Here is an 18,361-nt window from a genome sequence, read left to right on the forward strand (position 1 = left end):
GCGCGCCGTTCCGGTCCGTCCCGCGCGGCCCTGTCAGCCGCGCGGGGTGACCCGCACGGTCGAGCCGTCGACGGCGAGGCCCGCCGCGACCTCGAACGGCACCGTCCGCTCGAGCCGCTCGACCTCGCCGGTGAAAAGGTCCAGGGAGTCGAACTCGATCCGCGCGGTGCCCCGCGCCGACTCCAGGGACCAGCCGCCGCTCTCCGTGCCGACCTCGATCCGCGGGTCCGGATAGGACTCGATCGTCCACCGCACGTCCCCCTGGACCCGCCCGTCGAACTCGTAGGAGAACGGGCAGCCCGCGGGGAAGAGGGTGTTCTGCCCGGCACAGCTGTCCAGGTGCTCCTTCAGCTGCCGGTCCACCTCCTCCTCGAGGGCCGCGGTGGGCCGGGGCTCCAGCACGACCTCCGCCTCCTGGCCGGGGGCGGTCAGCGTGGTGCTGACCGGATCGGCCTCCACCAGCTCGGAGGTGTAGGAGGCCGTGTAGGTCCCCGGGAAGAACGCCGAGAACTCCCCGGCGGAGTCGGGCAGCGCCACGGACATGCCGTTGAGGTCCACGGAGGTCACGCCCGGCAGACTGACCGTCAGCGTGGGCAGCGGGGTCTCGTCGAAGGCCCAGACCGTGAAGAAGCCCCACTGCGTGTCCACCGGGTGCAGGCTGAACTCGGAGCTATGCCGCTCGCCGCCGAGGCTGTAGTCGGCGCGCACGACGGCCTGCTCGCCGTCGTTGCTCGCGGTGGACACCTCGAGGTCCTCGAGCTCCTCGGCCGCGGCCTCCAGCGGGTCGCCGTCGAGCATCGCGGCGTTGGCCTCGGGCACGCTGGCGTTGAGCAGCCCCAGGGCCCGCCCGCCGTCGCCGTCCTGCAGGTCCTCGAAGTAGGCCCGCACGTCCGTCTCGGGGCCGTACATGTACTTGTTGACCAGGGCGATGGTGACGGCGGCGGCGGCCACCCCGAGCAGCACGAGGAACAGCCAGGCCCCGAGGGCCTTGAGCACGCGGGCGTTGGACTCCATCCGTTCACGCTAACCGATCCCCCTCCTGCCCGCCCGCCACGGGGCCGCGCGGGCGGCCGGGGACGCACGGGCCCGCCCGGGCGGGTACGCTGGCGTGCCGCGGCCCTTCCCGCGCCGTGCTCTCCTGCGCCGTCCCTGTCCGCTCTCCCTGTCCGTCGTCCCCGTGCGTCGTCCTTGTGCACGCTCCCGCGACGCCGTCGTCGCCCGCCGCCCCGTTCGTCGTTCCCGGTCCTCCTCTGCTGCCCCTTCTCCGTCCCCGTCCCCGTCTGGAGCTGAATCCCATGGCCGATGCCGTTCGGCAGGTCCCAGAGAAGTACGGTCCCGTCCGCGCCGTGCTCCGCCCGCGGCTGGGCTCCTACGGCCGGCGCCTGCTGGCCTGTTCCGCCCCGATGCTCGCCGGCGCGGTGCTCCTGCTGCTGCTCTGGTCCCAGCGGCCGGGCCCGGCCGTGGCGGTCGTGCTGCTGGGACTCGTCCTGGTGGCCGCCCTGGCCTGCTGGCTGCGGCTGCGCCCCGCGCTCGTGGTGCGGACCGACAGCCACCTCCTGCGCTCCCGCACCGTGGGCTTCGCGGCCACGCCGCTCGCACGGCTCGACTCCGTGGTCACGGTCGGCGCCCTGCACCGCTCGGCCGACAGCCCGCGGCGCGCCGGCCGGCCCCACCTGTGGGCGGCCGACCGGTCGGGCCGCCGCGTGTTCGCCCTGGACGGCGACGTGTGGGACGCACGCGCCCTGGGGGAGGTCGCCGAGGCCCTGGACGCGCCCCGCACGCACGTGGAGCAGCTCACGGCCGGACAGGCCGCCGCGCGCTGGCCGCGGCTGGTGCCGTGGCGGCTGCGGCACCAGCGGCTGTGCTCGGCCGCGTCCTCGGCGGCAGTGATCGCCGTTCTCGCGCTCGCCGTATGGCTCTCGCTGGACCTGCCCGGCACGGGCTGACGGACGGGAGCCACCACGACGAAGGAGCCTGCCCCGGCGACGCCGGGGCAGGCTCCTTCGTCCTGGTGGCAGGGCTGGCTCAACCGGCCGCAGCCAGCTCCTGACGCGCGCGCTCGATCTCGGCCTGCCGCTCCTCGGCCGCCTCACGGGTCAGCTCGGCGCCGGCCTCCGCGTCCCGGGTGAGGTTTTCCCCGTTCTCGGGGTCGAAGACGTGCATCCGGCGGGTGTCGACCCAGATCCGTCCCTCTGCGCCGCCGCGGATGCGGGACGTGGCGTCGAGGGAGACCACGAGCTGCGGCTGCATCTCGTCCGCGTCCAGGTCCTGCGCCAGCTCGTTGAGCTTGGCCTGCACACCCTCGTCGGGCTGGTACCGGATGTAGCCGTACTGCTGGTTGCCCAGCCACTCCGTGTGGGTGAACCGGGCGTCGAAGGTCGTGCCGCGGGCGGCGATCGCCTCGTCCACGAACTTGGCGTCCTCGAAGTGCTCCGGGCGCAGGCCCAGCAGCACGATGGAGCCGTCCGGCGGCATCTTGCCGGCCGCGTGGTCGGGCACCGGGATGTCGCCCAGCGGGGTGCCGAACACGTTGCCCTGGACGTGCGCGGGGAGGAAGTTCATCGACGGCGAGCCGATGAACCCCGCCACGAACAGGTTGGCCGGCTGCTCGTAGAGCTCCCGCGGCGAGGCGATCTGCTGCAGGATGCCCTTCTTGAGCACCGCCACCCGGTCGCCGAGGGTCATGGCCTCGGTCTGGTCGTGGGTCACGTACACGGAGGTGATGCCCATCCGCCGCTGCAGCTGCGCGATCTCGGTGCGCATCTGCCCGCGCAGCTTGGCGTCCAGGTTGGACAGGGGCTCGTCGAACAGGAACGCGTCCGCGTCCCGCACGATGGCCCGGCCCATCGCCACGCGCTGGCGCTGACCGCCGGAGAGGTTGGCCGGCTTGCGCTCGAGGTGCTCGTCGAGGTCCAGGGTCGAGGCCGCGGCGCGCACCTTGCGGTCGATCTCCTCGTCGGAGAACTTGCCCTTGGACAGCCGCAGCGGGAACGCGATGTTCTCGTACACGGTCAGGTGCGGGTACAGCGCGTAGTTCTGGAACACCATCGAGAGGTTCCGCTCCCGCGGCTCCTTCTCGTTGACGCGCTGGCCGTTGATCAGCAGGTCCCCCGAGGTGATGTCCTCGAGGCCCACGATCATCCGCAGCAGCGTCGACTTGCCGCAGCCGGAGGGCCCCACGAGGATCAGGAACTCGCCGTCGGCGATGTCGATGGAGACGTCGTTGACCGCGGGGAAGCCGTCGCCGTACTTCTTGACGAGGTGGTTGAGGGTGATGGATGCCATCTGGGACTCAGTCCTTCGTTCGGTTCGGAAGATGCGTGGGCGGCGGGCGGGCTCAGCCCTTGACCGCGCCCTGGGTCAGGCCGGAGACGATCTGGCGCTGGAAGAGCAGCACCAGGAGGACCACCGGGATGGTGACGACGATGGCCGCCGCGGAGATCGCGCCCGCCGGGTCCTCGAACTGCGAGGCTCCGGTGAAGAACGCGAGAGCCGCGGGCACCGGGCGGGCGGCCTCGGTGGAGGTCAGGCCGATGCCGTAGACGAAGTCGTTCCAGGCGATGAAGAACGCGATGATCGCGGTGGTGAAGACGCCCGGCAGGGCCAGCGGCACGATCACCTTGCGGAAGGCCTGCCAGGTGGTGGCGCCGTCGACCTGCGCCGCCCGTTCCAGGTCCCACGGGATCTGCTGGAAGAACGCCGTCAGGGTCCAGATGGAGATCGGCAGGGTCAGCGAGAGGTAGGGGATGATCAGGCCGGGCCACGTGTCGTAGAGCCCGATCTGGCGCCACAGGTTGAACAGCGGGGTGACGATGGAGACCACGGGGAACATGGACACCGCCAGGGCGACCGTCAGGATCATCTTCTTGCCGGGGAAGTCCAGGCGGGCGATCGCGTAGGCGCACAGCGTGGCCAGGACCACCGCGATGGCCGTGGCGATCAGGCAGATGCCGATCGAGTTGATCAGCGACGGCACGAACAGGTCGCGGGCCTGGCCCACGAAGATGGACGAGTAGTTCTCCCCGACCCACTGGGTGGGCAGGAACTTCCCGGACGTCAGGTCCGCCGGCGTCTTGAAGGACGTCATGAGGATCGAGGCGACGGGGAAGAGGGCGTAGAACAGGACGAGGACCGTGACGACGGCCCAGCCCCACTTCTGCTTGGTGGTCATGGGATTACCTTCCCTTCCCGGCGCCGGCGAGGTCGACCTTGAACACCTTGATGGCGACGAAGGCGATGAGCAGCACGCACACGAACAGGATCACGGAGATCGCGGAGCCGAGCCCGATCTCCAGTCGGCCGATGGAGGTGCGATAGGCGAGCAGGGACAGCGTCTCGGTGCCGTACTGGCCCTGCGTCATGATGAAGATGTTGTCGAAGATGCGGAACGCGTCCAGCGCGCGGAACACGACGGCCACCATGATCGCGGCCTTCATGTTCGGCAGGATCACCCGGGACATCCTCTGCCACCACGTGGCGCCGTCCACGCGGGCGGCCTCCGTGTACTCGCTGGGGACCTGGGCCAGGCCGGCCAGCAGGAGCAGGGAGATGAACGGGGTGGTCTTCCAGATCTCGGAGGCCATGATCACGAACAGGGCCGACCACGTGTTCGAGAACCAGTTGAAGTCGGGGCCGATGCCCGGGACCCAGTCGAACCAGTTGTTGATGTAGCCGGTGGTGATGTCGAACGCGTAGAACCACGCGAAGGCGGAGACCACAGTGATGATGCCGTAGGGCACCAGGATCGCGGTGCGCAGCAGGCCCTTGGTGCTGCGGATCGCGTTGTTCATCACGAGCGCCAGGGCGAAGCCCAGGACCAGCTCCACGACCACGGTGACCACCGTGATCAGCACGGTGACGCCCAGGTCCCGCCAGAACACGTTGTCGGAGAGGACCGTGGCGTAGTTGCCGAGGAAGATGAACTCCTTGTTCCCCGGGTCGGTGAGCCGGAACGAGAAGAGGGAGTCCCACAGGGCCTGCAGGATCGGGTACATGGTGACCAGGAGCATCACGATGAACGCCGGGCCGGCGAGCATCCAGCCGAGCTTGCGCTCCGACCGGGCGCGGTCGGACATGAGCGGCTTCGCGCTGCGCCGTCCGCTCACCGGAGCCGGGGCGGCCTCCCGGGGACCGGTGCCGGGCGCGTTGGGATTGACGACGGTGCTCATAGCAGCTGGTCTCCCTTCAGGACGGATTCGATGAACTCCGCGGTCGTGCGGGGCGTGTCCTCGGTGACGGACGCCGGCGGGGTCCACTGCTGCTGGATGGCGGTGGAGACCTCGTTGTAGTAGGGGGTCTGCGGGCGCGGCGCGGCCTGGTCGAGGGACTCGCGGATGGTCTCGTACATCGGGAAGGCCTCCCGGACCTCCGGATCCTCGTAGGCGGCCTCGGACGCGGCCGGGTTGCCGTTGCTCACGAAGTAGTAGGCCTGGTTCTCGGGCTGGACGATGCACTCCACCGCCTCCCACGCCAGGTCCTGGTGCTCGGAGGTGGCGCCCACGCCCAGGTTGATCCCGCCCAGCGGGGGAGCGGAGGGCTCGTCCGGGTTCACCCGCGGCCACAGGGCCCAGCCGATGTCCTCGAACATGGACTGCTCCACGGTCCCGCCCTCCACGGCCGCTGCGGTGGCCGCGTAGATGAAGGGCCAGTTGACCATGAAGGAGCCGTCGTCGGACTGGAACTGGATCATCGAGGCGTTCTCGTCCGAGGTCGGCAGGCCCGGCCCGCCGAGCCCGTCACGGCCGATGGTGCCCACGATCTCGGCCGCCTGCTGCGCGGCCTCCGAGTCCATGCCGATCACGATCTCGTCGGCCGGGGCCTCCGGGTTCTCGATGATGTCGCCGCCGGCGGACTTGATCAGGCCGTTCACCCACACGGTCATCGACTCGGCCGAGGTGCCCTGCACGCCCAGGTACTTGTCCTGCTGCCGGGCGGCGTCCATGATCTGCTTCCAGGTCACCGGCTCGTCCATGTTCAGGCCGGCGGCCTCCGCCACGGACTCCCGGTACCAGAGCAGCTGCGTGTTGGCCCAGAAGGGCACCGACACCAGCTCGTCCTTCCACTTCGCGCCCTCGAGGGGACCGGCCAGGACGTCCTGGGTGGTGGCCTGCTCGACGCCCGCGGGCACGGGGGCCAGGAAGCCCGGCTCGGCCAGCTCGGGGATGAAGGGCGGGTCCAGGCTCATGATGTCCATCGACGTGTCCCCGGCCGCGAGACGCCGGGCGAGCTGCTCGCGCTGGGACGCGGCGTCGCGCGGCAGCAACGAGGTCTCGATGTTGTACCGGCCCCCGGACTCCTCCGAGCACCGCTGGGCCAGCTCCGCCTGCCCGCCGGCGTCGGGGTTGATGTACCAGGTGAGGGTGGGGGTGCCGCCGGCGTCGGCGTCACCGCATCCCGTCAGGATCAGGGCGCCCACGGCGCCCAGGGCGGCGGCAGCGCTGCGCCGTCGCCTCCCGGGGGCCCTGTGGGGGTGTGAGGTGGTGGTCAACGGTCTGTTCCTCCCCTTCGGCGATGTGGCGGCCCGCGAGGGGCGCCGAAAGGGTCCGGTGGGACCTGCTCGGCGGGACGGTCGGTGGTGCGTGCTGCCGGGTGACCACCCCTGCGCGGAGCTTCAGTCTATGAGTGCGGTACGTCACAGACCAGTAACCTGTGGTTTTGCGAACGGGCGCGGGCTGCGCGGGCGGGGTGCCGGGCCGCGGGTCAGGCGAGGAGCAGGGCCACGCCGGCCATGGTCAGCATGGCCACGACCGTGGTGAGCAGCACCGTGTCGCGGCACAGCTGCTCGGCCCTCCCGTAGCGCACGGCCGCGACGTAGATGTTCTGGGCGGTGGGCAGCGCCGCCATCACCACCACGGCGTAGAGCAGGTGCCCCTCCAGGCCCAGGGCGTAGCGGGCGAACAGGAAGGCCAGCACCGGGTGCAGCAGCAGCTTCAGGGCGGCGGCGAGCACCACGTCCCGGCGCGGGCTCGTCCCGGCCCGCAGCGGGGAGGCGCCCACCAGGGAGACGCCGAAGGCCATCAGCATCGCGGGGATGGAGGCCCCGGCCACCAGCTCCACCGGTTCGTGCACGACCTCGGGAAGCCGCCAGCCGGTCACCGCGAACAGGATCCCGAGCCCGGAGCCCATGATCATCGGGTTGGTCACCACGTTGCCCAGGATGCTGCCGAGGCTCGGCCGGCGGCCGTCGGTCAGGACGTCCATGATCGTCAGGTACACGGGGGTGTTCAGGGCCAGCTGGAACAGGATGACCGGCACCACCATGGTCGCGTCCCCGAGCACGAACGTGGCGATCGGGATGCCGAGGTTGGCGGAGTTCACCTGGGAGGCGGCCTGGGCGCCCATCACGGTGGTCGCCGCGTCCCGGTGCAGCACCCACCGGGCGAGCCCGGCGTGCACGAGGGCGGTGGCCACCGCCGAGACGGCCGCCACCAGCAGGGGGGCGGAGAGCAGGCGGCCGATGTCGGCCTCGGAGATGGTGAGGAACAGCAGCGGCGGGCTGGCCACGTAGAAGGCGAACTTGCTCAGCACCAGCTGCCCCTGCGGCCCCAGCACCCGGCGGCGGCCCACCACGTATCCGGCGCCGATGACGGCCCACACGATGAAGAACCCCGAGAACACTCCGGCCACGGGTTCCTCCTCGGACTGTCGGGACCCGCGGGATCGGGCCCCTACAGTTCTATCCCATGGCGGAGGGCCCTCCGGACAGGACGTCCCCGAGGGCGGGCGGCGACGGTCGCGTCAGCCGAGCGGCAGGTCGGCCCGCGCCGCGGCGAGGGTCCGGGAGAGCGGGGGGCGGGCGACGCCGTCGAGCAGGGCCTCGGCGGGATCCGCGCCGAGGTCGGCGATCCGGTTCTGCGCGTCCACGTGCACCACGCGGGGCACGTGGGTGCGCGCCTCGGCGTCGTCCATCTGGGCGTAGCTGATGAGGATGACGATGTCGCCGGGGTGCACGAGGTGCGCGGCGGCGCCGTTGATCCCGACGACGCCGGAGCCGCGCTCGCCGGCGATGGTGTAGGTCTCCAGCCGGGCGCCGTTGGTGACGTCCACGATGGAGACGAGCTCGCCCGGCAGGATGTCGGCGGCGTCCAGGAGGTCCTGGTCCACGGTGATCGAGCCAACGTAGTGGAGATCGGCCTGGGTCACGACGGCCCGGTGGATCTTGGCCTTGAACATGGTGCGCAGCATGACGGGAGATCTGCTCCTCGTGGGCGGGGTGCGGGGTGCGGCTCCGGTCGGGCGCCGGAGCGTCGGACGCCGGGGTCCGGGGAGGGCCGGGGCGCGAGAACATTCTACCGGGGCCGCCCCGGGCACGACGAACGCCCCGGCCGTGGGGGCGCGGGGCGTTCGGTGCGAGAGCGGCTGACGGGAATCGAACCCGCGTATCAGGCTTGGGAAGCGTGCGCTCTACCATTGAGCTACAGCCGCGCATCCGTGATCCGTCCGGTGCGTGCGCCGGACGGGGACACCACAACACTGTACACGATCTGCCGGGGCCGGGCAGGACCGGGGAACAGGGCCCGGGGGAGCGGCGTGCGCTACCTTGGGGACCGTGCTGATCTCTGACCGCGACATCCGCCGTGAGCTCGACGGTGGCCGGGTCGTCCTCGAGCCCTACGACCCCGCCCTGATCCAGCCGGCCAGCATCGACGTGCGGCTGGACCGCTGGTTCCGGCTCTTCGACAACCACAAGTACGCGCACATCGACCCCTCGGTGGAGCAGCCGGAGCTCACGCGCCTCGTGGAGGTCGACCCGGAGGAGGCCTTCGTGCTCCACCCCGGGGAGTTCGTCCTGGGCTCCACCTACGAGAAGGTGAGCCTCCCGGACGACATCGCCGCCCGGCTGGAGGGCAAGTCCTCCCTGGGGCGGCTGGGGCTGCTGACGCACTCCACCGCCGGGTTCATCGACCCGGGCTTCTCGGGGCACGTCACGCTCGAGCTCTCCAACATGGCGACGCTGCCCATCAAGCTGTGGCCCGGCTCCAAGATCGGGCAGCTGTGCTTCTTCCGGCTGTCCTCGCCCGCGGAGCACCCGTACGGGGACGGCGCCTACGCCAACCGGTACCAGGGGCAGCGCGGCCCGACGGCCTCGCGCAGCCACCTCGGGTTCTCCCGCACCCGCATCTGAGGTCCGGCGCCCGCTCCGGGCCCCCGGCCCGGCGCCCCCGTCCTCGCGCCGGGTCCGTCCGCGCACCGGCTCCCTGCCCCGCCGCGCACCGTGGGCGGCGCTGCGGTGATCGGTTCCGCGCCGCGGCTCAGGCGCGCCGCGTGGTCCCGGCGCCGCCGAGGTCCCGGACGCGCTCGGGGTCACGTGCGCCGAAGAGCAGGAGCAGTCCCGCGCCGATCACCAGGAGGATGCCCAGGATCCCCCAGCGCTGGGCGCCGAGCACGGAGACGAACACGGCGAACAGGGTGGGTGCCAGGAAGCTCACGGCCCGGCCGGTGGTGGCGTAGAGGCCGTACAGGGCGCCCTCGTGGCCGGTGCGGGTGAGCCTGCCCAGGAACGTCCGGGAGGCCGACTGCGCCGGACCCACGAACAGGCACAGCAGCAGCCCGCAGACCCAGAACGCGGCGGTGCCGTCCAGGAACAGCAGCGGGGTGCCCGCCAGCAGGATGCAGACCAGGGACGCCACGATGACGCGCTTGGGGCCCACCCGGTCGTCGAGCTGTCCGCCCGCGAGCGCTCCCACACCGGCGGCCACGTTCCCGACGATCGCGAAGACGATGACCTCGGTGAGGGTGAAGCCGAAGGTCCCGGCCGCGATCACGCCGCCGAACGTGAACACGGCGTTGAGCCCGTCCCGGAACACCGCGGAGGAGAGCAGGAACCACAGCGTCTGCGGGGCGTCCCGGTACAGCTCCCGCAGGCTCGCCCACAGCTGCCGGTAGGACCGGAGCACGGACGGGCGCGGGCCCCGGTGCGTGGGGCGGATCTCGGGCACCACGAACAGGACGGGGATCGAGAACAGGGCGATCCACAGGCCCGAGAACAGTGCGACGGCCCGGATGTTGAGCGCCTCCTCCTCGGGCAGGCCGAGGAACCCCGGGCTCACGAAGCCGAACAGGACGATGGACAGGGCCACGATCCCGCCGAAGTAGCCCAGCGCCCAGCCCTGCCCGCTCACCCGGCCGATGTGCTCGCGGCCCGCGATGCCGGGGAGCATCGCGTTGTAGTTGACCACCGCGAACTCGTCGAAGACGTTGGCCAGGGCCAGCAGCGCCACGCCCAGGTAGAGGAACGGGTACTCCGGGTAGACCAGGAAGCACAGCGCGGTGAGCAGCGCGGTGAGCATCGTGTTGACGCCCAGCCACAGCTTCCGGCGCCCGGCGCCGTCGCTGCGCTGCCCGACCACGGGGGCGAGCAGCGCCACGACGACGCCCGCGGCGCCGATCCCGTACCCCAGCACCTGGGAGGCGTGGTCCTCCCCGCCGAACGGGTCGCCGGTGAGATAGACGGTGAAAACGAACGTGGTCATCACGGCGTTGAAGGCCGCGGAGCCGGCGTCCCACAGGCTCCAGGCCCACACGTGGGAGCGGCGCGGCGTGAAGGGGGCCGCGGGCGGCGCGGACGGAGGGGAGGGGGAACCAGGGGGCGCGGTGTCCATGGCAGTCATGCTAGGCCCGCGGTGCCCCGCCGGGGCGTCGGCCTCGCCGGGACCGCGCATCCCGGCGCTGCGGAGCGATTGCCCAGCGGATTGACCGGGAGCGTCCAGGTCTCGTCCGCGGGCAACCGCGGAGGGCCGCAGAGCCCCTTTGATAGTCTGGGTGCCCCGGGCGCGCCCCGGCATCCCCGTGCTCGCACAGGTCCTCCGTGCCCCGCGTCCGGGCCCCTCGACGCCCGCCCGCTGAACTGCTCACCGCTCCCCGGAGGCGCCTGATGACCGTTGTGCTCCTGCTCCACGCAGTGGTGGCCACGGTCGCGCCCCTGCTGTTCGCGCGCATGGGACGCAGCGCCTTCTACCTGCTGGCTGCGGTTCCCCTCGCCGGGTTCCTGTGGCTGCTGTCCTCCGCCCCGCGGGTGTACGGCCCGGACGGCGGGTGGACCGAGGCGGTGGAGTGGATCCCCTCCCTGGGACTGGACCTGGCCCTGCGGATGGACGCCCTGGCGTGGACCATGTCCCTGCTCGTGCTCGGGGCCGGGTCCCTCGTCCTCTTCTACTGCGCCCGCTACTTCAAGCCCGGCGCCGGTGACCTCGGGGGCTTCGGCGCCCAGCTGCTCGCCTTCGCCGGGGCCATGTTCGGGCTGGTGACCGCCGACGACATGCTGGTGCTGTTCGTCTTCTGGGAGATCACCACCGTCCTGTCCTTCCTGCTCATCAGCTACAGCCGGGCCCGGCTGTCCGCCCGGCGCGCGGCCCTGCAGGCGCTCGTGCTGACCACGGCCGGCGGACTGTCCATGCTCGTGGGCATCGTGATGCTGGGCCAGGCCGCCGGCACCTACCGGATCTCCCAGGTGCTCGCGGCGGCCCCCGAGCTGGCCCAGCGCGGCACCCTGGTGGACGTGGCGGTGTTCCTGCTCCTCGTCGGCGCCGTGACCAAGTCCGCCCTGATCCCGCTGCACTTCTGGCTGCCCGCCGCGATGGCCGCGCCCACGCCCGTGTCCGCGTACCTGCACGCCGCCGCCATGGTCAAGGCCGGCGTGTACCTGGTGGCCCGGTTCGCCCCCGGCTACGCCGAGACGGCGCTGTGGCAGCCCACGGTGATGATCCTGGGCCTGGGCACCATGATCTTCGGCGGTTGGGCCGCGCTGAAGCAGTACGACCTCAAGCTCATCCTCGCCTACGGCACCGTCAGCCAGCTCGGCTTCCTCGTCGTCGTCGTGGGCCGGGGCGCGGCCGACACCGCGCAGGCCGGCATGGCCATGCTCCTGGCCCACGGCCTGTTCAAGGCCACGCTGTTCCTCGTGGTCGGCATCATCGACCACCGGGCGGGCACCCGGGACATCCGGCGGCTCTCCGGCCTGGCCCGCCGCGTGCCCGTGCTGTTCGCCGTCTCCGCCGTGGCCGCCGCCTCCATGGCCGGGCTGCCGCCGCTGGCGGGCTTCGTGGCCAAGGAGTCGGTGCTGGCCGCGTTCACCCACGAGGCGGACAGCGCGGCGGGGATCGTGGTGCTCGCCGGGCTGGTGCTCGGCTCGGTGCTGACCTTCGCCTACAGCGCCCGCTTCCTGTGGGGCGGCTTCGCGCAGAAGTCCGCGGAGTTCTCCGAGCTCGACGCCGGGGCGGACGGCAAGGCCGTGATCAGCGACATGGAGCGCGTCGAGCCCGGCTTCCTGGCCGCCCCGCTCGTGCTCGCCGTCCTCACCGTGGCCTACGGGCTCTGGCCGCAGCCGGTCACCGCCATGCTCCAGCCCTACGTGGACCAGTTCCCCGACCCGGGCGGGCACGAGTTCTACCTCGCCCTGTGGCACGGACTCACCCCGGCCCTGGGCCTGTCGGCGGTCATCGTCGCGGGCGGGCTGCTCATGTTCCTGGCCCGGCGCCCTGTCGCCGACCTCCAGCGCGCGCTGCCCTCGCTGCCGCCCGGAGAGCTCCTCTACCGGCGGACCATCAACGTCCTGGACCTGGTCGCGGTGTGGATCACCGGGCGCACCCAGCGCGGATCGCTGATGTTCTACCTCTCGGTCATCCTCGTCACCGCGATCGTGGTGCCCCTCGTGGCCCTGGTCGTGGAGGAGACCCCGCCGCTGGGCACCCTGCGGCTCTCGGACGGGCCGGCCCAGCTGATCGCCGGGGCGGCCATGGTCGTGGCGGCCCTGCTGGTGCCCCTGGCGAAGAAGCGCTTCCTGGCCGTGCTCCTGGTCTCGGTCACCGGCTACGGCCTGGCGCTGATGTTCGCCCTGCAGGGGGCCCCGGACCTCGCCCTGACCCAGACGCTCGTGGAGACCATCCTGCTCGTGGCGTTCGTGCTGGCGCTGCGCTCGCTGCCCGCGCCGCTGTGGCACCGCAACCCCGCCGGGCGCCGGCTCCTGCGCGGCACCATCGCGGTGGCCTTCGGGCTGTTCATGATGGCTCTGGCGGCCTTCAGCATCTCCTCGCGCACGGCCGAGCCCATCTCCCTGCAGCTGCCGCGGATGGCCTACGAGCTGGGCGACGGGCAGAACGTGGTCAACGTCATCCTGGTGGACATCCGGGCGTGGGACACCTTCGGGGAGATCTCCGTGCTGGTGCTCGCCGCGACCGGTGTGGCGTCCCTGATCTTCGTCACCGGCCGCGGGGACCGGATCGTGCGCTCCGGCGACGACCCGAACACCGAACAGCTGCGGATCCTGCGCCGGCGCAGCGCCGCGGCCGTGGTCCCGTCCGGCGCGGAGCTGGACGCCGTGGTCGACCGGCGCACCCCCGAGGACCCGGAGGACCCCTACCTGCTGGCGGGGCGGACCCTGGCGCCCGAGCGGCGCTCGATCGTCTTCGAGGTGGTCACCCGCCTGCTCTTCCACACGTTCATGATGGTCTCCCTCTACCTGCTGATCGCCGGGCACAACGACCCGGGCGGCGGGTTCTCCGGCGGGCTCATGGCCGGACTGGCCCTGACCGTGCGCTATCTCGCGGGCGGGCGCTTCGAGCTGGAGCGCGCCACCCCCATCAACGCCGGCACGATGCTGGGGACGGGGCTGGCGCTGGCCGCCCTCTACGCCCTCACCCCGGTGTTCCTGGGCGGCTCCGTGATGCAGAGCTACACCGTGGAGGTGGAGCTGCCGGTCTTCGGGCACGAGAAGTTCGTGTCCGCACTGGTCTTCGACATCGCGGTCTACCTGATCGTCGTCGGGCTCGTCCTCGACATCCTGCGCTCGCTGGGCGGGCGGATCGACGAGCGGATCGAGGAGGACGCCGTGCGCCGGCGCCGGAGGACGCCCGGACGCGGCACCCGCATCAGGGTCACCCGGCAGCGCCGGGTCACCGCGGGATCGTCCGTGGCGACGTCGGCGACCTCACCCACCCCGGTCACGACCGCCGGGGCGGGGCCCGACGAAGGGAACGAGCACCGATGAGCGTGAACCTGACCCTGCTGGTCGTGATGGGCGTGCTCTACGCCGTGGGGGTGTACCTCCTGCTCGAGCGCTCGCTCACCCGGGTGCTGCTGGGACTGATGCTGCTCACCAACGGCACGAACCTGCTGATCCTGCACGCGGGCGGCATCCCCGGACTCGCTCCGCTCTACGACAGCTCGATCGCCGCGGAGGACTACAGCGACCCGCTGCCCCAGGCGCTGATCCTCACCGCCATCGTCATCTCGCTGGCCGTCACCGCGTTCCTGCTCGGGATGATCTACCGCTCCTGGGTGCTCGGCCGCCGCGACGAGATCCAGGACGACGTGGAGGACCGGCGCGTGGCCCGGCAGTCCTCCTACGACCTGGAGGACGACGCCGAGGTGCCCGCCGAGACGACCGAGTTCGAGGAGGCGCCCCGCCGCAGCGACCCCGACGACGACCCCGCTGAGGACCTCGGCGAGGACCTCGAGACGCCCGGTCTTCCCGGGCCCCGGCGGGAGGGGACCCGATGACCCTCCACCTCGCGCAGCTGGCCCCGCTGGCGGTCATCATCCCCTTCCTGGGCGCGGCCCTGAGCCTCGTGCTGCTGCGGCGCAACGCCCTGCAGCGCGCCGTGGCGATCGGTTCGCTGGTGCTCACCCTCGTGGTCGAGGCCGCGGTGCTGGTGAGCACGTGGGACGTCGGTCCCCAGGCCGTCCACCTGGGCGGCTGGGCGGCGCCCTGGGGCATCGTCATGGTCGTCGACCAGCTCTCCTCGCTGATGCTCGTGGTCTCCACGGTCGTCTCGCTCGCGGTGCTGGTCTACGCCAGCGGCCAGGGCGTGGCCGACGGCGACAAGGAGGGCCCGATCTCGATCTTCCACCCCTCCTTCCTCATCCTCGTGGCCGGGGTCTCCAACGCCTTCCTCGCGGGTGACCTGTTCAACCTGTACGTGGGCTTCGAGATCCTGCTCACCGCGTCCTACGTCCTCATGACGATGGGCGGAACGGTCCAGCGGATCCGCACGGGCGTCACCTACGTGGTGGTCTCCGTGATCTCCTCGGTGCTCTTCCTGATCACCATCGCCATGATCTACGCGGCCACGGGCACCATCAACATGGCCGACCTCTCCGTGAAGCTCGCCGACCTGCCGGTGGGCACCCAGATGCAGCTGCACGTCATGCTGCTCATCGCCTTCGGCATCAAGGCGGCGGTGTTCCCGCTGTCCTTCTGGCTGCCGGACTCCTACCCGACGGCCTCCGCCCCCGTCACCGCCGTGTTCGCCGGGCTGCTGACCAAGGTGGGCGTCTACTCGATCATCCGCACGGAGACCGTGCTGTTCCCGGGGGACCGGCTCGACACCCTGCTGATGTGGGTCGCGCTGCTCACCATGGTGGTGGGCATCCTGGGCGCGCTCGCCCAGATCGACATCAAGCGCATGCTGTCCTTCACCCTCATCAGCCACATCGGCTACATGATCTTCGGGGTGGCCGTGGGCAGCCAGGAGGCGCTCTCCGCCACGGTCTACTACGTGGCCCACCACATCGTGATCCAGACCAGCCTGTTCCTGGTGGCCGGGCTGATCGAGCGCCGCGGCGGATCCACGAACGTGGACCGGCTCGCGGGCATGGCCAGGATCTCGCCGCTGCTGGCGCTGCTCTACCTGGTGCCCGCGCTGAACCTGGGCGGCATCCCGCCGTTCTCCGGCTTCCTCGGCAAGACGGGGCTGCTGCAGGCCGGTGTGAACCGGGGCGACCCGCTCGCCTACGTCCTGGTGGCGGGCTCCGTGGCGGTGTCCCTGCTGACCCTGCTGGCCATGATCCGCGTGTGGAACCGCGTGTTCCTGCGCACCCCGGAGGACGCGGAGTACCCGGACCCGATCCTGCTGGCCCCGGTCCCGGCGGGCTCGCGCTTCCTCCTGACCTCCGGGTCCGTCGACGACCAGGAGGGGCAGTTCGCCGGCAAGGGCGACGTGCGGCTGATGTCGCCCTCCATGCTCGGCGGCGCCTCCGCGCTCGTCGTCGTGGGCGTGGCCCTCACCGTCTTCGCCGGCCCGATCTTCCAGCTCGCGGACAACGCGGCCGAGAACCTCGTCCGTCCCGAGCGCTACGTCGCGGCCGTGCTGGACCCCGGATCGGTTCCCCGCCCCGTGGTGGAGGAGGCTCCGTGAGCTCGCGTCCCAAGAACTCCCTGCTCGTCGAGCTGCCGCTGCTGGTGTGGCTCGTGCTCGTCTGGGGTGCCCTGTGGGGCGACTTCGGCCTGGGCAACCTGCTGTTCGGCGCGCTGCTGGCACTGCTCGTGACCTGGGTGCTCTACCTGCCCCCGGTGCAGCTCTCGGGCCGGTTCAACCTGCTGCAGTTCGCCCTCTTCGCAGTGACCTTCGTGTGGCAGGTCGCCAAGGCCAGCGTGGGCGTCATGCTCGTCGCGATCCTCGTGGGCCCGCGGGCCCGCAACGCGGTCGTGGGCGTGGAGCTGCGCACGCGCTCGGACCTGCTGCTCACCGCCACCGGCCACACCATGGCCCTGATCCCGGGCTCCATCCTCGTGGAGGTGGACCGCTCCCGGTGGACGCTCTACTTCCACGCGCTCAACGTCCGCACCCCCGAGGAGGCCGAGTCCTTCCGGCGCTCCGTGCGGCAGGTCGAGGCCGCGTGGATCCGCATCATGGGCACCCGGGAGGAGCTCACCGCCCTGCGGGCCGAACGCCGCGGGGGAGGCGCGGCGGAGTCCGAGCAGCGGGACAGCGCGGCGATCGGCTCCCCGGTCACGGCCGAGCAGCAGATCGTCGGCGGCCGGCGAGGAGACGTCCCCGCCGGGTCCACCGGGAACACCGGAACCACTGAGAATCCCCGGGCCGCCGAGAACCCCCAGACCACCGAGGAGGACCGCTCGTGATGGAGATCGCCGTGGCCGTCGCGGCCGTGCTGCTCAGCACGGCCGCCGCGGGCACCCTGTACCGGCTGGCCAAGGGGCCGTCGCTGCTGGACCGGGTGGTGGCCACCGACGTCCTGCTGGCCATCGTGGCGGCGTCGCTCGCCGTGGAGATGGCCTACCACGGCCATCTCGACAACCTCATCCTCATGGTGATCGTCTCCCTGGTGGGGTTCATCGGCGCCGTGACGGTGGCGCGCTTCGCCACCCAGACCGCCGAGCACGGGAAGTGAGCCCCGTGCTGGACACCGTCCTGGACGCCGCCGCCGCCGTGTGCCTGGTCCTCGGAGCGCTGATGTCCCTGGCCGCGGCGATCGGGCTGGTCCGGTTCCCGGACCTGCTGACCCGCATGCACGCCGGGACCAAGCCGCAGGTGTTCGGGCTGCTGCTCATGCTCACCGCCGTCGCCCTGGAGAACCGGGACCCGGTCATGATCCCGCTGATCATCCTGGGCTGGGTCTTCCAGCTGCTCACCGTGCCCGTCTCGGCGCACATGGTCGGCCGTTCCACCTACCGCACCAAGCACCTCAACCGGGCCACCCTCACGCAGGACGACCTGCAGGAGGTGCTCAACCGTGCCGGCGAGCAGGACGGCGGCGGGCAGGCCGCGGCCGGGGCGGCCCTCACCGACGCGGCCCTCACCGACGCGGCCCTCACCGACCCGCCGGGCGCGGACGGGCAGCACGCCGACGGACAGCAGACTGACGGATCCGGGAGGACGCGTTAGGCTGGGCACGATCGACGGGCGCATCCGCGCCGCCCCGACGACAAGGAGCAGCAGTCCATGAACACGAAGATCCTCGAACTCGCCGGCACCGGCCTCTCGCTGGGCGGCGTGGCGCTCTCGCACAAGGTGCTCGGCGCCGCGTGGACGCGCATCACGGGGGACCCGCCCCCCGCCAAGAACCCGGACCCGGACGAGGCGTGGACCGGCATCATCATCTGGTCGCTCGTCACCGGCCTCGTCGGCACGGTGATCAAGGTCGCGATCTCCCGCCAGGTCGCGAAGATGGAGAACCAGCCCCGGAACAACCCCAAGGCCTCCAGCCAGGCCGAGGTCTGATCCCCGGGGACCACCTCACGAAGGGGCCGGTCCGCCCGGACACCGCAACGGTGTCCGGGCGGACCGGCCCCTTCGCCGTCCGGCGGACGCGCCGCGGGAGGAGCGCCGGACGCCCCGCGGGCAGGAACGGAACGGCGGACGTGCGGGCGGCAGCACCGGCGACAGTCCAGGCGACAGTCCGGATGTCAGTGCGTGCGGCGGTGCGGGCAGGGGAGGGGTAGACTCGGTGCCACTGAAACGACAGGGGAGCGCACCCCGCCGGCAACGGCGGCACAGCGCTGAGAGTGCGGATCACCGCAGACCCTCGAACCTGCTCCGGTTAGCACCGGCGAAGGGAGTCGAGCACCTCAGGGACGACTCGCGGACATGAGCTCCGGCCGTGTCCGCGCGGACCCCTCCCCTCC

Annotated in this window: 17 protein-coding genes, 1 tRNA gene and 1 riboswitch; of the genes, 9 read left to right on the forward strand and 9 right to left on the reverse strand. The window is 71.6% G+C overall.

The genetic code is table 11. The features are described from left to right. Positions 1-33 precede the first annotated feature (33 nt). A complete protein-coding gene (locus BJF77_RS19005; protein WP_075873144.1) occupies positions 34-1,014 on the reverse strand; it encodes a hypothetical protein in 981 nt (326 codons plus the stop codon). A 281-nt stretch (positions 1,015-1,295) separates the two neighbouring features. Between BJF77_RS19005 and BJF77_RS19010 the strand changes: the two genes are divergently transcribed. Then, a complete protein-coding gene (locus BJF77_RS19010; protein WP_075873145.1) occupies positions 1,296-1,946 on the forward strand; it encodes a hypothetical protein in 651 nt (216 codons plus the stop codon). Between the two features lie 79 nt (positions 1,947-2,025). On the opposite strand, the gene BJF77_RS19015 is transcribed toward BJF77_RS19010, so the two are convergent. The 7 genes from BJF77_RS19015 to BJF77_RS19045 form a co-directional block, all read right to left on the reverse strand. Further along, the gene (locus tag BJF77_RS19015) at positions 2,026-3,285 is read right to left on the reverse strand and encodes an ABC transporter ATP-binding protein (protein WP_047804462.1); all 1,260 of its coding nucleotides are present in this window, start codon (positions 3,283-3,285) and stop codon (positions 2,026-2,028) included. A 52-nt stretch (positions 3,286-3,337) separates the two neighbouring features. Beyond that, positions 3,338-4,171 (reverse strand): carbohydrate ABC transporter permease, encoded by an 834-nt coding sequence (locus BJF77_RS19020; RefSeq protein WP_047804461.1) that lies wholly within the window; start codon positions 4,169-4,171, stop codon positions 3,338-3,340. A gap of 4 nt (positions 4,172-4,175) precedes the next feature. Beyond that, on the reverse strand, positions 4,176-5,168 hold the full coding sequence (locus BJF77_RS19025) for a carbohydrate ABC transporter permease (protein WP_075873146.1): 993 nt from the start codon (positions 5,166-5,168) through the stop codon (positions 4,176-4,178). Then, a complete protein-coding gene (locus BJF77_RS19030; protein ID WP_075873147.1) occupies positions 5,165-6,487 on the reverse strand; it encodes an extracellular solute-binding protein in 1,323 nt (440 codons plus the stop codon). The genes BJF77_RS19025 and BJF77_RS19030 overlap by 4 nt, the downstream gene beginning before the upstream one ends. A gap of 212 nt (positions 6,488-6,699) precedes the next feature. Further along, positions 6,700-7,626 carry an AEC family transporter gene (locus BJF77_RS19035; protein ID WP_075873148.1) on the reverse strand — a complete coding sequence of 309 codons (927 nt, stop codon included), beginning with the start codon at positions 7,624-7,626 and terminating at the stop codon, positions 6,700-6,702. Positions 7,627-7,737: 111 nt separating this feature from the next. Then, positions 7,738-8,184 (reverse strand): aspartate 1-decarboxylase, encoded by a 447-nt coding sequence (gene panD, locus BJF77_RS19040; protein WP_075873149.1) that lies wholly within the window; start codon positions 8,182-8,184, stop codon positions 7,738-7,740. 169 nt (positions 8,185-8,353) lie between these two features. Beyond that, positions 8,354-8,424: transfer RNA gene (locus tag BJF77_RS19045), tRNA-Gly, on the reverse strand. 124 nt (positions 8,425-8,548) lie between these two features. On the opposite strand from BJF77_RS19045, the gene dcd reads away from it, so the two are divergent. Next, positions 8,549-9,124, forward strand: coding sequence for a dCTP deaminase (gene dcd, locus BJF77_RS19050; protein ID WP_047804492.1), 576 nt, complete (start codon positions 8,549-8,551; stop codon positions 9,122-9,124). Between the two features lie 127 nt (positions 9,125-9,251). Here dcd and BJF77_RS19055 read toward each other — a convergent pair whose 3' ends face one another. After that, positions 9,252-10,601 (reverse strand): MFS transporter, encoded by a 1,350-nt coding sequence (locus tag BJF77_RS19055; RefSeq protein ID WP_075873150.1) that lies wholly within the window; start codon positions 10,599-10,601, stop codon positions 9,252-9,254. A 272-nt stretch (positions 10,602-10,873) separates the two neighbouring features. On the opposite strand from BJF77_RS19055, the gene BJF77_RS19060 reads away from it, so the two are divergent. The 7 genes from BJF77_RS19060 to BJF77_RS19090 are packed head-to-tail and all read left to right on the forward strand — an operon-like array spanning position 10,874 to position 17,957. Next, positions 10,874-13,984 carry a Na+/H+ antiporter subunit A gene (locus BJF77_RS19060; protein ID WP_075873151.1) on the forward strand — a complete coding sequence of 1,037 codons (3,111 nt, stop codon included), beginning with the start codon at positions 10,874-10,876 and terminating at the stop codon, positions 13,982-13,984. Beyond that, positions 13,981-14,496: a Na(+)/H(+) antiporter subunit C gene (locus tag BJF77_RS19065; protein ID WP_075873152.1), complete on the forward strand. Its 516-nt coding sequence runs from the start codon at positions 13,981-13,983 to the stop codon at positions 14,494-14,496. Before BJF77_RS19060 ends, BJF77_RS19065 begins: the two co-directional genes overlap by 4 nt. Continuing rightward, on the forward strand, positions 14,493-16,133 hold the full coding sequence (locus BJF77_RS19070; protein ID WP_075873153.1) for a Na+/H+ antiporter subunit D: 1,641 nt from the start codon (positions 14,493-14,495) through the stop codon (positions 16,131-16,133). Before BJF77_RS19065 ends, BJF77_RS19070 begins: the two co-directional genes overlap by 4 nt. Beyond that, a complete protein-coding gene (locus BJF77_RS19075) occupies positions 16,130-16,858 on the forward strand; it encodes a Na+/H+ antiporter subunit E (RefSeq protein WP_047804452.1) in 729 nt (242 codons plus the stop codon). The genes BJF77_RS19070 and BJF77_RS19075 overlap by 4 nt, the downstream gene beginning before the upstream one ends. Then, positions 16,855-17,127: a monovalent cation/H+ antiporter complex subunit F gene (locus tag BJF77_RS19080; protein WP_047804451.1), complete on the forward strand. Its 273-nt coding sequence runs from the start codon at positions 16,855-16,857 to the stop codon at positions 17,125-17,127. The genes BJF77_RS19075 and BJF77_RS19080 overlap by 4 nt, the downstream gene beginning before the upstream one ends. Positions 17,128-17,132: 5 nt before the next feature. Continuing rightward, the gene (gene mnhG, locus BJF77_RS22950) at positions 17,133-17,621 is read left to right on the forward strand and encodes a monovalent cation/H(+) antiporter subunit G (protein ID WP_369821449.1); all 489 of its coding nucleotides are present in this window, start codon (positions 17,133-17,135) and stop codon (positions 17,619-17,621) included. Between the two features lie 57 nt (positions 17,622-17,678). Continuing rightward, positions 17,679-17,957: a DUF4235 domain-containing protein gene (locus BJF77_RS19090; protein ID WP_047804449.1), complete on the forward strand. Its 279-nt coding sequence runs from the start codon at positions 17,679-17,681 to the stop codon at positions 17,955-17,957. Positions 17,958-18,189: 232 nt separating this feature from the next. Next, positions 18,190-18,311, forward strand: a riboswitch (TPP riboswitch). Positions 18,312-18,361 lie beyond the last annotated feature (50 nt).

The organism is Kocuria sp. CNJ-770 (assembly GCF_001942375.1).
Classification (GTDB): Bacteria; Actinomycetota; Actinomycetes; order Actinomycetales; family Micrococcaceae; genus Kocuria; species Kocuria oceani.

Bases quoted from the DNA above. Each gene is read 5' to 3' on its own strand.
- BJF77_RS19005 (WP_075873144.1), bottom strand. From the start codon at position 1,014: ATGGAGTCCAACGCCCGCGTGCTCAAGGCCCTCGGGGCCTGGCTGTTC.
- BJF77_RS19010 (WP_075873145.1), top strand. From the start codon at position 1,296: ATGGCCGATGCCGTTCGGCAGGTCCCAGAGAAGTACGGTCCCGTCCGC.
- BJF77_RS19015 (WP_047804462.1), bottom strand. From the start codon at position 3,285: ATGGCATCCATCACCCTCAACCACCTCGTCAAGAAGTACGGCGACGGC.
- BJF77_RS19020 (WP_047804461.1), bottom strand. From the start codon at position 4,171: ATGACCACCAAGCAGAAGTGGGGCTGGGCCGTCGTCACGGTCCTCGTC.
- BJF77_RS19025 (WP_075873146.1), bottom strand. From the start codon at position 5,168: ATGAGCACCGTCGTCAATCCCAACGCGCCCGGCACCGGTCCCCGGGAG.
- panD (WP_075873149.1), bottom strand. From the start codon at position 8,184: ATGCTGCGCACCATGTTCAAGGCCAAGATCCACCGGGCCGTCGTGACC.
- BJF77_RS19055 (WP_075873150.1), bottom strand. From the start codon at position 10,601: ATGGACACCGCGCCCCCTGGTTCCCCCTCCCCTCCGTCCGCGCCGCCC.
- BJF77_RS19060 (WP_075873151.1), top strand. From the start codon at position 10,874: ATGACCGTTGTGCTCCTGCTCCACGCAGTGGTGGCCACGGTCGCGCCC.
- BJF77_RS19065 (WP_075873152.1), top strand. From the start codon at position 13,981: ATGAGCGTGAACCTGACCCTGCTGGTCGTGATGGGCGTGCTCTACGCC.
- BJF77_RS19070 (WP_075873153.1), top strand. From the start codon at position 14,493: ATGACCCTCCACCTCGCGCAGCTGGCCCCGCTGGCGGTCATCATCCCC.
- BJF77_RS19090 (WP_047804449.1), top strand. From the start codon at position 17,679: ATGAACACGAAGATCCTCGAACTCGCCGGCACCGGCCTCTCGCTGGGC.